Source organism: Pseudoalteromonas sp. CST2, assembly GCF_028599385.1.
In the GTDB taxonomy this organism is placed as follows: Bacteria; Pseudomonadota; Gammaproteobacteria; order Enterobacterales; family Alteromonadaceae; genus Pseudoalteromonas; species Pseudoalteromonas atlantica.
Genome location: NZ_JAQREO010000015.1, coordinates 62,214 through 75,813 on the forward strand (window position 1 = coordinate 62,214; position 13,600 = coordinate 75,813).

At 41.5% G+C, this 13,600-nt stretch carries 15 protein-coding genes; 1 reads left to right on the forward strand and 14 read right to left on the reverse strand.

Translation table 11 applies throughout. From position 1 onward, the window contains the following. Window positions 1-2: 2 nt before the first annotated feature. The 13 genes from PSH41_RS16610 to PSH41_RS16670 all read right to left on the reverse strand — a co-directional run bounded on the left by PSH41_RS16610 (window position 3) and on the right by PSH41_RS16670 (window position 12,489). The gene (locus PSH41_RS16610) at window positions 3-1,034 is read right to left on the reverse strand and encodes a protein-glutamate methylesterase/protein-glutamine glutaminase (RefSeq protein WP_273589541.1); all 1,032 of its coding nucleotides are present in this window, start codon (window positions 1,032-1,034) and stop codon (window positions 3-5) included. Between the two features lie 8 nt (window positions 1,035-1,042). Further along, a complete protein-coding gene (gene cheD, locus PSH41_RS16615; protein WP_029774194.1) occupies window positions 1,043-1,666 on the reverse strand; it encodes a chemoreceptor glutamine deamidase CheD in 624 nt (207 codons plus the stop codon). After that, window positions 1,650-2,480, reverse strand: a complete 831-nt coding sequence (locus tag PSH41_RS16620) for a CheR family methyltransferase (RefSeq protein ID WP_096740413.1) — start codon at window positions 2,478-2,480, stop codon at window positions 1,650-1,652. Before PSH41_RS16620 ends, cheD begins: the two co-directional genes overlap by 17 nt. A 60-nt stretch (window positions 2,481-2,540) precedes the next feature. Beyond that, window positions 2,541-5,249 (reverse strand): methyl-accepting chemotaxis protein, encoded by a 2,709-nt coding sequence (locus PSH41_RS16625; RefSeq protein WP_273589542.1) that lies wholly within the window; start codon window positions 5,247-5,249, stop codon window positions 2,541-2,543. A gap of 48 nt (window positions 5,250-5,297) precedes the next feature. Beyond that, window positions 5,298-5,783 (reverse strand): chemotaxis protein CheW, encoded by a 486-nt coding sequence (locus tag PSH41_RS16630; RefSeq protein ID WP_004588228.1) that lies wholly within the window; start codon window positions 5,781-5,783, stop codon window positions 5,298-5,300. Then, window positions 5,780-7,867: a chemotaxis protein CheA gene (locus PSH41_RS16635; RefSeq protein ID WP_273589543.1), complete on the reverse strand. Its 2,088-nt coding sequence runs from the start codon at window positions 7,865-7,867 to the stop codon at window positions 5,780-5,782. The genes PSH41_RS16630 and PSH41_RS16635 overlap by 4 nt, the downstream gene beginning before the upstream one ends. A gap of 14 nt (window positions 7,868-7,881) precedes the next feature. Continuing rightward, entirely contained in the window at window positions 7,882-8,244 is a 363-nt protein-coding gene (locus tag PSH41_RS16640) for a response regulator (RefSeq protein ID WP_029773320.1), read from the reverse strand. 8 nt (window positions 8,245-8,252) lie between these two features. Beyond that, window positions 8,253-8,525 carry an STAS domain-containing protein gene (locus PSH41_RS16645; protein WP_004588224.1) on the reverse strand — a complete coding sequence of 91 codons (273 nt, stop codon included), beginning with the start codon at window positions 8,523-8,525 and terminating at the stop codon, window positions 8,253-8,255. Window positions 8,526-8,688: 163 nt separating this feature from the next. Further along, complete coding sequence (locus tag PSH41_RS16650) at window positions 8,689-9,306, reverse strand: SCO family protein (protein ID WP_273589544.1); 618 nt, start codon at window positions 9,304-9,306, stop codon at window positions 8,689-8,691. Then, window positions 9,303-10,232, reverse strand: a complete 930-nt coding sequence (gene cyoE, locus PSH41_RS16655) for a heme o synthase (protein ID WP_273589545.1) — start codon at window positions 10,230-10,232, stop codon at window positions 9,303-9,305. The genes PSH41_RS16650 and cyoE overlap by 4 nt, the downstream gene beginning before the upstream one ends. A 12-nt stretch (window positions 10,233-10,244) precedes the next feature. Next, a complete protein-coding gene (locus PSH41_RS16660) occupies window positions 10,245-11,234 on the reverse strand; it encodes a COX15/CtaA family protein (RefSeq protein ID WP_273589546.1) in 990 nt (329 codons plus the stop codon). A 30-nt stretch (window positions 11,235-11,264) separates the two neighbouring features. Beyond that, window positions 11,265-11,759, reverse strand: coding sequence for a hypothetical protein (locus PSH41_RS16665; RefSeq protein ID WP_055255278.1), 495 nt, complete (start codon window positions 11,757-11,759; stop codon window positions 11,265-11,267). Then, window positions 11,749-12,489 (reverse strand): SURF1 family protein, encoded by a 741-nt coding sequence (locus PSH41_RS16670; RefSeq protein WP_273589547.1) that lies wholly within the window; start codon window positions 12,487-12,489, stop codon window positions 11,749-11,751. The genes PSH41_RS16665 and PSH41_RS16670 overlap by 11 nt, the downstream gene beginning before the upstream one ends. A 14-nt stretch (window positions 12,490-12,503) precedes the next feature. Between PSH41_RS16670 and PSH41_RS20100 the strand changes: the two genes are divergently transcribed. After that, a complete protein-coding gene (locus tag PSH41_RS20100) occupies window positions 12,504-12,815 on the forward strand; it encodes a DUF2909 domain-containing protein (protein ID WP_337939976.1) in 312 nt (103 codons plus the stop codon). Here the strand turns inward: PSH41_RS20100 and PSH41_RS16680 are convergent. Next, a complete protein-coding gene (locus PSH41_RS16680; protein WP_004588217.1) occupies window positions 12,715-13,590 on the reverse strand; it encodes a cytochrome c oxidase subunit 3 in 876 nt (291 codons plus the stop codon). The two genes, PSH41_RS20100 and PSH41_RS16680, sit on opposite strands and share 101 nt — an antisense overlap. Window positions 13,591-13,600: the final 10 nt, after the last annotated feature.

Consider the following 13,600-nt stretch of genomic DNA (forward strand, 5'->3'; position numbering starts at 1 on the left):
AATTACACCTTTATAGCCTGATGCAATAAGCGTTGGGTTACTTTATCAAGCGCAACAATTTCGTGAGCGGCACCTAAATCAACCGCCGCTTTGGGCATTCCCCACACCACAGAAGAAAACTCATCCTGTGCAATGGTGTAACCACCCGCTTGTTTAATGCTAAGCAAGCCCTTTGCTCCATCGCTCCCCATACCGGTTAGTAGCGCTGCCACAATGTTTTTTGCACCGCACTCAAGTAACGAGTTAAATAATACATCTACCGCCGGTTTATGGCGGTTAACAGGCTCAGAATCATCAAGCTCGCAATATAAACTTGCCCCTCTTTTTTTTATACTTAAGTGCAAACCACCTGGGGCTATATAAGCCCATCCCGCAGTGAGCTTGTCGCCGTGCTGCGCTTCTTTTACGTTAATTGCACAGGTGCGGTCCATACGCTGGGCAAACGAGGTACTAAATACCGGAGGAATATGCTGGGTAATCACAATCGCAGGGCAATTGGTCGGCATTTTTATAAGCACTTCTTTTATTGCTTCTGTGCCCCCTGTTGAAGCCCCTATCGCTATTACCTTGTTTAATAAAAATTGTGCATTGCTAGGTAAAGGCTCGCTCACTGTGCTTACCTTTTTAAAACTTCTTACCCTTGCACCTGCCGCCACACGCACTTTTTGCTGCACAACATATGCATATTGACTCATTTTCTGCTTAACATTCACGGTTGGCTTAGCAATAAAATCCACTGCACCAAGCTCAAGTGCTTCTAACGTGATAGGCGAGCCTTGCTGGGTTAGTGTAGAAATCATCACAACGGGCATAGGTCTTAAGCGCATTAGGTTTCTTAAAAAGCTAATGCCGTCCATTTTTGGCATTTCTACATCGAGGGTAAGCACATCCGGATTGAGCAATTTAATCATTTCTCGTGCTTGATAAGGGTCTTCAGCACAGCCAACAACCTCGATATCGCTAGCCTGAGATAATATTTCGCTCAGCAAACGCCTTATCAGTGGTGAATCATCTATTATCAGAACTTTAACCATTACGGCTCCTAAAACAGCTCTATGTTAGTCTCGGTGGCTTTATCTTGTTGCTTAAGGTTTTGCAGGTAGCGCACTTCGCGTTTTTCAATTGTATTGTTGTGCAAATTCTTCAGCTTTTTTACGTGGACTTTGCCCGTATGCGGATGAAAAAAAATTTTTCGAGGCCACGGCCCCCCCATATCTTGTGCAACAAGATTGAGCGACTCTTCCTGAATATACGCATTGGCAAAGCTAATATTACCTATCCCTATGTCGGTCATTGCGCTAATTATTTTGCCGCCACCAAAGAGTTTTATTTTTAAATTTTTTCGCGCAGCACCACCTTTGAGTACTTCGTTGATCAGGTATTCCATTGCCCAATTTCCGTAGCGGCAGCTCAAACTATGGGCACTGTTTAATTCTAGGCCTTTTTTTACCGGCAACATAAAATGATTTACGCCACCTATACCGGCTTTTTCATCGTAAACACACGCGGCTATGCACGACCCAAGCACTGTAGAAATAAGCTCATCATTTTTTGAGACATAAAATTCGCCAGGTAATATTTTTGCCACCACGCTTGTGCGCCCTGCATCCCAGTAACGTTTTATATGTTCAAACCCTGGGAGCACCGGCCTAAACTGTGCGTGCATTGTGTTGCTTTTGATACATGGTTTTCCCTAAATTTTTAAACTCAGAATGCTCTTTTCCCATACTCTCTGAGTGCCCTAAAAACAAATAACCGTCACGATTAAGTGCATTTGCATAACGTTTAAACAAGGTGTCTTTTGTTTCTTTATCAAAATAAATAACCACGTTACGACATAAAATTAAGTCAAACTGCCCTTTCATAGGCCATTCTTGTAAAAGGTTAAGGCGTTTAAAAAAAATGTGCTTATTTAACTGTGGTTTTACTTTATATGTTTGCCCATCTTTGCTTTTTAAAAACCACTTTTTAAGTACATTGTTTTCTAAGCCATTTACATTAGCCGCGGTATAAATACCCGCTTGTGCTTTGGCTAATACATTAGAATCTAAATCGGTTGCTAAAATTTTTACATCCCAAGAACTTGGGAATAAATCGGCAAGGGTTATTGCTAAGCTATAAGGCTCTTCGCCTGTAGAGCAACCCGCTGACCATACGCGTACTCGTTTTGTTACTTTGTTACTGCTAAGTAACTGCGGCACTATGGTGTTTTTTAAAAACTCAAAGTGGTGGGGCTCTCTAAAAAAGGAGGTTAAGTTAGTGGTAATAGCATTAATAAATGCGTCAAACTCAGCTTCTTTATTATTGTCTAAGTACTCTAAGTATTGAGAAAAGTTTTTAAGTTTATGCTCTCTTACCCTTCTTGCTAAGCGGGAATACACCATTTCGCGTTTATGATCGCCAAGTACAATTCCGCACGCGTTATAAACTAAAGTGGCAATGTCTTTAAAATCTTTATCGGTACATAAAAATTCTTTCATTGTCATACCATCCCTTGTAAAGCAGGCTTGCTAGGGTATTAACTAGCAAGCCAGTAATGACTAAAACTCTTCCCATTCATCTGCTGAGTCTATAAAGTTTTCGCCTTTGGGTTGGGTATTTTTTAAATAGCCACTAGGTTGGCGCGCAGGGGGCGCTGAGCGTTCAAAGTGCGTATTTGACAATGTGTTCATGCCTTGTTGCTGCCCGAGTGAAAAAAAGTGCAATAACTGACGCATCTCGTTTGCTTGCTCAGCCATTGACTCGCCCGCCGCAGACGCTTCTTCTACAAGTGCCGCATTTTGCTGGGTCATTTCATCCATTTGGGCAACCGCTTTATTAACTTGCTCAATGCCTGCGCTTTGCTCTTCAGAGGCCTCGGTAATATCCGAAATCATTTGCGTAACACGTTGTACGCTTGAAACAATTTCTCTGAGTGTTTCGCCCGACTCATTTACAAGCACAGAGCCATCGGTAACTTTTGCAACGCTGTCTCTAATAAGCTCTTTAATTTCTTTGGCTGCTCCAGCTGAGCGCTGCGCTAAGTTACGCACCTCACCAGCAACAACGGCAAAGCCACGGCCTTGCTCACCCGCTCTGGCTGCTTCAACAGCGGCGTTAAGTGCCAGTAAATTAGTTTGAAAGGCAATTTCATCAATCACGCCAATAATGTCTGCAATTTTTTTACTTGACTCGTTAATGGCCGACATACTCGTTACAGCTCTATTAACTACTTCACCACCTTGAATTGCTTTCTCGCAGGTTTCTTCGGCTAAATCGTTAGCGACTTTTGCGTTATCTGCATTTTGCCTTACAGTACTGGTCATTTCTTCCATACTTGACGCGGTTTCTTCAAGTGATGAAGCTTGTTCTTCGGTACGCTGGCTTAAATCAGCGTTGCCTTGCGAAATTTCCTCTGCGCCACTGGCTACTAACGTGGCCGATGAGTTAATTCGGTTAATCACATCGGTCAATTTATCTGCTGTGGTATTAGCATCTTGCTTGAGCTTATCAAACGAGCCTTGATACTCTTTTTCTATGCGTTTTGATAGGTCGCCATTGGCCATTGCATCAAGCATTTGCGCGGTATCACTAACGGCATCATCCACAATTTCAACTAAGCTGTTTAAGCCCTGCGCTAAGCGTAAGAAAAAGCCTTCTTTACCTTTTTCATCTACTCGGGTTTCTAAATCGCCATTACCTGCATCGCTGACTAATTGTGCAATTTCTTTTTCTATTGCAACTTCGCCCGTTCTATCTTCCCACTCAACTACGGTGCCTATGCGTTCTTGTTCTGGTGTAAAAATAGGGTTTGCAACTAAACCAAAGGTACGCCCGCCTACTTTTATTTCGGCTCGGTAAGTTGTTGTAAGCTTAGCTAGTAGGTTTTGTTGATGAGCCGGATTTTTATGGAATATATCAATGTTTTGCTGCATTAAATTGGTGCTATCAAAGTTTGGCAACTCCTTTTTCAAATCATCTTCAGCAATATTCATCATCGATTTAACCGCGTTGTTCATGTATACAATTACATTTGAAGCATCGGCTATCATGGTGTTTGTTGCTACGGTATCAAGCGCTTGTTTTACTCGTAAGTTTTCTTGTGCTTCAGCACGTTCTTGCTCTGCTTTTTCTACGCTATCGGTAATATCTTCCCACTCAACAATAGTGCCTAAATGCTTACCTTCATGGTTTATCCACGGTGTAGCAATTAAACTAAAAATAAGCCCCGCTAAACGTAACTCAGTTTTATAAGGTTGTTTTAAGTTTTTTAATAGTTCGCGTTGATGAGCTGGGTGCTTATGAAAATCATCAACACACGTGCCTATTAAATTATCAACAGAAAAACTAGGTAGCACACCTTGCAACTCAGTTTCTCGCGCTTTGAGCATTAACTTAACCTGATCGTTTACAAATACAATATTTAGATCTTTATCGGCAATCATTACATTGGCTTGGCAAACAGTTAACGCACTTGCTAAATCGGCAGCCTTTTTAGACTCGCGCTCTAGCTGTTTTTGCGCGGTGATATCACTGGCGTATTTAATAACTTTATAAGGCTTGCCGTTTAAATCAAAAATAGGGTTATAAGAGGCTTGAATCCATATTTCTTGCCCTTGTTTGCCTATTCGCATGTACTCGCCCGAGTCGTACTCGCCTCGTCCTAACTTATCCCAAAATTGTTTATACTCGTTTGTTTTAGCGTATTCTGGGTCGACAAATAATTTATGATGCTGGCCTTTTATTTCGCTAAGTTGATAGCCTAAACCATTTAAAAAATTATCATTGGCAGTAATAATTGTGCCATCAAGATTAAACTCAATCACCGCCTGAGATTTACTAATTGCCTCAAGTTGGCCTTGCGCTTCAGCGGCCTGTTTCTTTTGTTCGGTAATGTCGGTAGCAAATTTAATTACTTTTAGCACTTGCCCTTGGCTATCAATAATTGGGTTATAGGTAGCTTGGATCCATACTTCTCGCCCTCCATTAGCAAGACGCTTAAACTCATTAGAAATAAACTCACCACCGCGCAAGCGTTGCCAAAAATTTTTATACTCGCTACTTTGTGCTTCATCTGGTTCAACAAACATAGAGTGGTGCTGCCCTTGCACTTCCTCTAAACGGTATCCCATTGCATTTAAAAAGTTTGAATTAGCCGTAATTATTCTGCCACTGGGTTCAAACTCAATAACCGCTAATGATTTATTTAATGCATTAACGATTAAGTCATTACTTGATTCTGACTGCTTCGGATTACTAAACCATCCCATGCCCATCACCACCTTTATGTTTGTTTTTGTTGCTACATAGCGCTGTGGCTATATATCCATTGTTCTTTGTAAATCAATTAACGAGACCATTTTTTCGCCCACGTTCACCAACCCTGCGACATATTCACAATTACTCGAATCAGACAGGCTGGGGACGGGCTTGGCGTCTTGCTCTGCAATGCTGTAAACATCTGACACCGCATCTACTGCGATGCCCATTATTTTTGAATCGTTTTCAAAAATAACTTTTACAACAATAACAACCGTTAATGGCCCATATTCAGTGCTTGGCAGGCCAAAACGTAAGCGTAAATCTATTATTGGCACTATGGTGCCGCGAAGGTTTATCACTCCTTTAACAAAATCCGGCGCGTTGGGCAGTACGGTAATTTCTTCCCAACTTCTGATCTCTTGCACGGTTAATATATCTACGCCGTATTCTTCGCCAGCCATAATAAAGGTTAAAAACTGCTTAACGCCTTGCTGTTGCCCTAAATCAATTTTGTTGTTTAGCTCGCTTTGCTCACTAATCATGAAGCCTCCAGAGGTGTTTTAGATTCTATGATTAGCTCTTGGCTACCTGGTTTTTTAAGCCCTGATAATTTTATTAAGCCGCTAATATCAACAATTAACGATACACGCCCGTCACCTAAAATAGTTGCTCCAGACACCCCATCTACTTTTTGGTAATTAGCCTCTAAACTTTTTATGACTACCTGCTGCTGCGAAAGTAAGTCATCTACCAGCAAACCCACTTTTTGGTTGTCGGTTTCAACAACCACCAACAAGGTTTTGTCTAATGACTCTATGGCGTTTTGATGATTAAAAATTTGATATAAGCGTAAAATAGGAATGTATTCGTCACGCAGCCTTAGTACATCTAAGTCTTTACCCACTCGGCTTACTTTAGTGATATCAATCTGTAGTGATTCAACAATAGAAATAAGCGGAATAATATAAGTATGCTGGGCAACTTTAACTAATTGACCATCTAAAATGGCAAGTGTAAGGGGCAGCCTAATTGTAAAGGTAGAGCCAACGCCAGGCGCTGATGAAACCTCAACCGAGCCATTTAAATATTGAATATTGCGCTTAACAACATCCATTCCTACACCACGCCCAGATAAGTCGCTAACCGCATCGGCGGTAGAAAAGCCGGGCATAAAAATAAGCTCGTTAATTTCATCATCTGTTAAATTACAATCAGCGGTGATTAGCTCATTAGCAATGGCTTTTTCTTTAATTTTTTGCGTATTTAAGCCTTGCCCATCGTCCATTATTTCTATCACGATATTGCCGCCTTGATGAAAGGCATTTAAGGTCACAGTGCCCACTGGGTCTTTACCTGCGGCAACCCGCTGTTCAATTGTTTCAAGGCCATGGTCGAGCGAATTTCTGACTAGGTGCACCATGGGGTCAGATATTTTTTCCATTACCGTTTTATCTAGCTCGGTTTGCTCGCCTAATAATTTTAACTCCACCTGTTTATTTAGTTTTTGCGCTATATCACGCACTAAGCGCGGAAACCGGCTAAATACAAAGTTAATCGGTAACATACGAATACGCATAACATTTTCTTGCAGGTCTCGGGTATTGTGCGCCAGTTGTGCCAAACCTTCTTGTAATGACGTAATGGTCGATTCGCTAATTTCTTGCTCGCTCAACTGATTTAACATGGCTTGTGTTATCACCAGCTCACCGACCATGTTTATTAACGAGTCTACTTTGTCTATTCCTACTCTTATGGAGGTAGACTCTGGTGCTGATGTTGGCTTTTTATCGGCTGTGGGTTTGCTTTTAGGTTTGTCGGGTGCTTTTTTAGCATCGCTAATAGGCGGTGTTTGAGCTGTGCTGTCGTTGCTCTTTTCATCAGCGTTTGCGGTGTGAGACGTGTCTTCATCAAATAACCCGCCACAGAGCTCTATTTTTATATCGGCATCATCTTCTACCCATTCAAATACCTCTTTAATGGCGGCTTCTTTTTCGCTGGTATTTAAAAAAAAGCGCCAGTGTAAGTAGCACTCGTCACTGCTTAAATCTTTAATATCTGGGATATCGTCTAAAAAGGCCTGTGTTTCAAGCTCGCCGAGTTCAGCTAATTCGCTGATCATAAATAAAGGCTCGTTGCCTGTTTTAAAAAGGTGATGATGCGGTTTAAAATCAATTTGAAAGGTATTTACCTCAGCAGCAGCCGTTACTTCGCTTGCCTCGCTTGGGGCTGAATCGGCTTGCATTTCCAGTACAATTTCAAACTGTTTTTTTAAGGTTGTAGCGTGTGATAAATCAGGCTCTTGCTCTGCTTGCAGCTCACCGAGTAACCCACGCAAGCAATCAACAGCTTTAAGCAATAAATTAACGTGCTCGGTGGTGAGTTCGCGCTCACCTTGGCGTATTTGATCCAGTAGGGTTTCTAGCACATGGGTAAACTCAGCCACAGAGTTAAAGCCAAAGGTGCCACTGCCCCCTTTAATTGAGTGCGCAGCTCTAAAAATAGTATTTATTGTTTCTAAGTCTTCTTCGCCGGGCTCTAAATTTAATAGCTCGGCCTCCATTGTATCTAGGCCTTCAAAACTTTCTTCAAAGAACACTTCAAAAAATTGACTTAAATCTATACTCACGCCGCACTCCTCAGTTAACGAATTACTTTTTTAAGTACCGCTAGTAACTGATCCGGGTTGAAAGGCTTTACAATCCAGCCTGTTGCGCCAGCTGCTTTACCTTCTACTTTTTTATCTAATCCTGACTCTGTGGTTAGCATAAGTAGCGGCGTAAACTTGTAATCAGGAAGGCCTCTGAGCTCTCTGATAAGCGTAATGCCATCCATAATGGGCATATTTACATCTGAAATTACCGCATCAAAACTTTGCTGCTTGGCAATCGCGAGGGCTTCGCTGCCATCTTTTGCTTCGGTAACATCAAACCCTGCGGTTTTAAGCGTAAAGCTCACCATTTGACGCATTGACGCAGAATCATCAACCGCTAAAATTTTCTTCATATAAACCTCTAACCTTTACTTTCAAGTGTTAAATATTGACTTAAGCCAAGTTGATTAATGGCGTTTTGAAGTGCATCACTGCTGCCTACCCATACAATTTTATGGTGTATGGTAAGTAGGTGTTTTTGTAAGGCACACAAAAGTTGAATTGACGCGGTATCGGCTGAAACAACCTCACTGACATCTAAACAAATATCGTTGTTACTATTGAGTTCTTGTAATAAATCTTGGTGAAGAGTCTCTACTTGCATAATCGCAAGTTCGCTTGGAAGTTTTAGCATTTTTTCAGGACTTTCCCTGTCAATTCAATTCATAACAAAAGCTTAGCCTTAGTTATTAAAATTGCCATAAAAGGCTCAAAAAAATTAATAAAACTTTTAAAAGTGGCGCTAAAAAGCTAAAAAGGAGCCTAATCTCCTTTTAAAATGCGTGAAAAGTTTAAAACTAGTTTTTATAGTAATCCGTTATTTGTTTAAATTCGCTAATGAGTTGAGTGGTATTAATAAGGGGCACATTTCCTTGTTGGAACTCAGGCTTAAATATGGCTCTTACCGCTCCATTTTCATCAACTAAAGCCACAGAAGCACTATGATCGACCGCATATTCTGATTCTTGCGAGTCACTAATGGCATAAATTAGGCCAAGCTCTCTAACCACCGGGAATAGGTTTTTGTGCTCACCCGAAACAGCTAAAAAGTCAGGGTTAAAATAATCAATATACGCTTTGCGTTTTACCGGCGTATCGCGTTGAGGGTCTACCGACATAAACCAAATTTGCAGTGGGTATTCGTTATGTAACTTTTTATACACGCTGTTTAGTTTAGCAAGCGTTAATGGGCAAATATCTGGACAACTGGTATAGCCTAAAAACACTAAGTTCCACTGCCCCAAAAATTGCGCTTTGGTGACTAACTCACCGTTTTGGTCGTTAAGTGTAAAATCAGAAAGAGGCTTGGCTTGCTCATACACTAAGGCTTGCACATCGGGTGCACTATTTTGCTCTGAGCAAGCGACTAATAAAAACGAAAAAATTACAACTAAGCTAATCCGTAACTGCTTCATAAAGGGAGCCATTTATCTATAAATAAGATCACGAAGAGTACCATTAAATGCACAATTGAAAAGCGAAATAAGTCCATTGCGGTGTCATCGTTAGGGGCTAATTTAAGCTTAACCGCTTTATACAAAAAGAGTGCATTGAGCACACATGCGCCTACTAAATAAATACCGCCCGACATACCAATTAAATAAGGTAATACACATACAAGCGCCAGTAATATGGTGTAAGCCACAACACAGGTTTTGCAAAAATCGATACCGTGAGTCACTGGCAACATAGGAATTTTAGCGCGTTCGTAATCGCTTTTGCGTGCTATTGCCAGTGCCCAAAAATGCGGTGGGGTCCACGTAAATATAATCATTACTAGTAACCATGGCGCGGCTGCCATTTGATTGGTTTCAGAAACCCAACCCAATAAAGGCGGCATTGCGCCAGCTAAGCCACCAATTACAATGTTTTGCGGTGTGGCACGCTTTAAAAAAGAGGTATAAATAAAAGCATACCCAACTAATGCAAACAAAGTAAGTACGGCCGTTAGAGTGTTTGCCCAAAGCATTAGCATTATAAAACCAGCAACCCCTATCACACCTGCAAAGCTTAACGCATGGGTTTTACTAAGCCGGCCTTTGGCTACAGGGCGGTGGCGTGTACGCGCCATTTTTGTATCTATTTCGCTATCAACAACATGATTTATTACCGCCGCAGCGCCAGAGAGCAAACCAATGCCTAATAAACTAATAAATTGTACTGCAATGCCTCGCCCTACATCAGGCGCCAGTGCCAAGCCAACCCAAGCAGTAAGTACCAACATAGCCACTACTTTAAACTTGCTAATAGCTAAGTAATCTTGCAGTAAATTATAAGCACGTTGAATAAAAGGGTGTCCGCTAATAACCTGTAGTTCTTTTTTGTCGAGTGTGAGTGCCATAATTATTCCCCTTTAAGTGCGTGCTTTTAGGTAGTAACACAACCTAACCATAGTCAATAACAAGATAGCTGCCATTAAATTGTGCGCCAGCGCCACTCCAAGCGGAAAGTGCCAATGCACCACCGCAAGCCCCAAACTAATTTGGCAAAGTAGCGCAACAAGCACGCTGACAGTACAGTGTTTTATTTTTGCAGATTGCGCCTGACTGTATATACGCCACATAATTAGCGCCAACACAATACATGTAACTAGCGCCCAAATTCTGTGTAGTAAATGAATAGACATACGCGCCTGTTGCGATAGCACTCCGTACTCATAATTACTGTGCTCAAGCGGCAGCTGAAACACACTACTGAGTGAAAATGGCTGCGCATAACTACACAGCGGTAAGCCATTACAGTGTGGCGCTGCATAATTTGCTGCAAGCCATCCTCCTAATGCAATTTGAATAACCAACACAGTCAATGCAACTAAGCTCAATGAAAAATAGCGTTTAGCGCTACTATCTCCACCCTCTATGGGTTTAGTAGTTAAACGCAGGTATAAAAGAGTGATTAGCGATAAAATACTAAATCCCCCCAGCAAATGCCCCATTACAATGAGCGGTTGTAAGTTCATTGTAACGGTCCACATACCCAGCGCAGCCTGAAATATAACTAACAACAATAAGGCTAGCGGTAATTTAACCGGCGTGTTTGAGTAATGGCGCTTTACAAAAGCCAACACAAATAGCGCTAAAATAAGCAACCCCAGCGCGCCTGCAAAGTAACGGTGGATCATTTCTTTCCACGCTTTGGCGGTTTCAAACATCATATCTGGGTAACTTTGGGTAGCCAGTGCGATATCGGCTTCATGCTTTGGTACAGTTAAAAAGCCATAGCAACCGGGCCAATCAGGGCAACCAAGACCTGCGTCACTTAAACGTGTATAAGCACCTAGCCCTACTACTAACAGCGCAAGTAACCCCGTTGCAAGTACCCAGTTTTTATAATTTTTATACATAGGAATCTCCCATTAACAATGCGCTATTAATTAGCTTGAACGAGAATAGTTAAGCAGTTTTTTTAAATCTTTTAATAAACCTTTTTGCACTAAACGGTTTTCTTGTGGCTGCTCTTTAAACGGATACTCAAGCACCACTAACCCCATATGATCGATTAAATATAAGCTAGCGGGCTGCAAATTTTGTTGCGCGTTAAAGGTTTTCCAAGGAATGTTTTTAACTTTAGGCGCCCCCATTACAGCCATATCAACCTTGCCCTGATTTTTTCCTAAGGCGATATATAAGTTATCAAGCGCATTGAGCTGCTCATTGCACGAAGCATTACATTTATTGGAGTAATTAAGCGCAATTGTCCATTGCTTAGGGTTGTGCTGCTGCCAGTTTTCAAGCTTTACTTCGCGCTGTAAAAACTCGCCATTATTGGTAATTGCGCTCGGCAACCAGTCTAGTTTTAGCGCACCGTATGCAAGTACTAGCGGTACAGCGCAACATACAACAAACAAAACTAAGGGGTTATTTTTCATTGTTAGTCCTCTTTTTACTGGCAAAAATGGCCACCACTACACAGGCTAAGGCTATTAAAAACCATTGCACTGCATACGCTTGGTGCTTTTGCGGACTCATCACCACCGCTTTATAATGCGGTATAGCTAGCGCATCTCCTGCACCTTGACGATAAGCCATAAAATTAAATAACGATTGATTACTCTGCTCACTTAGCTTTTGTAAATCTATTGATTGAATTCGTTTTTGAAGGTCTTGTTTTGTCGAATTGGTTTGTAAGTTAAAGCTCGTTAAATTTTGCTCTTTTATCTGCGCTTTAAGCGTAATATTACGTTTAGGAAGTTGGATGTTAGGTAATTCACTGCGTGAAATAGGCGCTTTTACCCACCCTAAATTAACGAGTAAAGCGTCACTTGCTTGGCTTGGCTTAAATAACACCAATAAATCGTAACCGACTTGCCCTTGGTAAACTTGGTTATCTAAAAGCCAGTATTGCTGATTTATTATTTTTCCAACAAGCTCAACCACTACACCTGTTTTATTCCACTTTGAAGGCATTGCCTGTAATTGCTGCCAGCTCATTACGCCTTGGGTTTGCATGTTAGCTATAGCTGTTAGCTGTTGCTGCTTTTGCTCAGCCCTTGCTAATTGCCAATACCCTAAACGTACACATACCAGCACCACAGCTACCACAACGCAAAGTGCGATAAATGAGCTAAGCTTTTGTTTACGCCTTAAAATTAACTGCATAAAGGGTCAACCCAGTGATTATTAAAATTATTATTGTGCTGCTGTTACTATTTATACTTTTCAACTTGTTTAGAGCGCTATTTATTATGGTGACCGATAAATCTGGCGGTCGGCCTATGTCGCATTTTTTAGGCCGTCGCGTGCTGTTTTCTGTGGTGGTTTTGGTGATGGTGATAGCCGCTATAAAACTTGGTTTTATAAAGGCTAATCACTCACCATTAGCCGTTACAACACATACACAAAAACAAATAAACACAGCCACACCACATCAACAAAATGCCAGTACCAAGCCGCTGCTTGAAACGCAAAATGTTTATCTTTCGTAAAGTGGCCTTTTAAAATACGCACAAATACAACAAACAAAATAATGGCGCCAAGGGTCACATGCATGCCATGAAAACCTGTCAGCAAAAAGAATGTATTCCCGTAAATGCCTGCATCTAGTGTTAAGTTTAAGTCGTTGTAGGCATAAATATATTCTTCTACCTGCAATGCTAAAAAGCACACACCCAATAAAATGGTTGCCCCTAGCATCACTTTTAGCGGTTTACGTTTATTGTTTTCAATGGCTACGTGAGCAAAATGCAAAGTAACCGAAGACGCTAATAAAATAAGCGTATTAATAAGGGGTAAGCCTTGCCACCCCATAGCTTGCGTGGTTTCACCTGCGGGTGTGGTTAGTAGTGGCCATACGGCCTCAAAGGTAGGCCAAAGCACCTCGTTGGTCATCGCATTATTCCCAGCGCCGCCAAGCCAAGGCACCGACAGTATGCGGGCGTAAAATAATGCGCCAAAAAAGGCCATAAAAAACATAACTTCAGAGAATATAAACCAGCTCATTCCTTGTCGAAATGAGCGGTCCATTTGCGCTGAATATAAGCCCTGATCAGACTCGCTAATTACATTTTTAAACCAACTAAAAATCATATACAGCAGCACTGCAATGCCTGCATATAGCAGGTACACACCGCTCCCCCCTTCACTTTCTAAGTTCATGACTGTTAAAGCCGCACCCACTGCAATAAAAAATAACGCCACCGCGCCCACTATGGGCCAAGGACTTTGCTCGGGTACGTAGTAGTTTTCATAATCTTGATTCATGTTACTTGCT

Bases quoted from the DNA above. Each gene is read 5' to 3' on its own strand.
- PSH41_RS16610 (WP_273589541.1), bottom strand. From the start codon at position 1,034: ATGGTTAAAGTTCTGATAATAGATGATTCACCACTGATAAGGCGTTTG.
- cheD (WP_029774194.1), bottom strand. From the start codon at position 1,666: ATGCACGCACAGTTTAGGCCGGTGCTCCCAGGGTTTGAACATATAAAA.
- PSH41_RS16620 (WP_096740413.1), bottom strand. From the start codon at position 2,480: ATGAAAGAATTTTTATGTACCGATAAAGATTTTAAAGACATTGCCACT.
- PSH41_RS16625 (WP_273589542.1), bottom strand. From the start codon at position 5,249: ATGGGATGGTTTAGTAATCCGAAGCAGTCAGAATCAAGTAATGACTTA.
- PSH41_RS16630 (WP_004588228.1), bottom strand. From the start codon at position 5,783: ATGATTAGTGAGCAAAGCGAGCTAAACAACAAAATTGATTTAGGGCAA.
- PSH41_RS16640 (WP_029773320.1), bottom strand. From the start codon at position 8,244: ATGAAGAAAATTTTAGCGGTTGATGATTCTGCGTCAATGCGTCAAATG.
- PSH41_RS16645 (WP_004588224.1), bottom strand. From the start codon at position 8,525: ATGCTAAAACTTCCAAGCGAACTTGCGATTATGCAAGTAGAGACTCTT.
- PSH41_RS16650 (WP_273589544.1), bottom strand. From the start codon at position 9,306: ATGAAGCAGTTACGGATTAGCTTAGTTGTAATTTTTTCGTTTTTATTA.
- cyoE (WP_273589545.1), bottom strand. From the start codon at position 10,232: ATGGCACTCACACTCGACAAAAAAGAACTACAGGTTATTAGCGGACAC.
- PSH41_RS16660 (WP_273589546.1), bottom strand. From the start codon at position 11,234: ATGTATAAAAATTATAAAAACTGGGTACTTGCAACGGGGTTACTTGCG.
- PSH41_RS16665 (WP_055255278.1), bottom strand. From the start codon at position 11,759: ATGAAAAATAACCCCTTAGTTTTGTTTGTTGTATGTTGCGCTGTACCG.
- PSH41_RS16670 (WP_273589547.1), bottom strand. From the start codon at position 12,489: ATGCAGTTAATTTTAAGGCGTAAACAAAAGCTTAGCTCATTTATCGCA.
- PSH41_RS16680 (WP_004588217.1), bottom strand. From the start codon at position 13,590: ATGAATCAAGATTATGAAAACTACTACGTACCCGAGCAAAGTCCTTGG.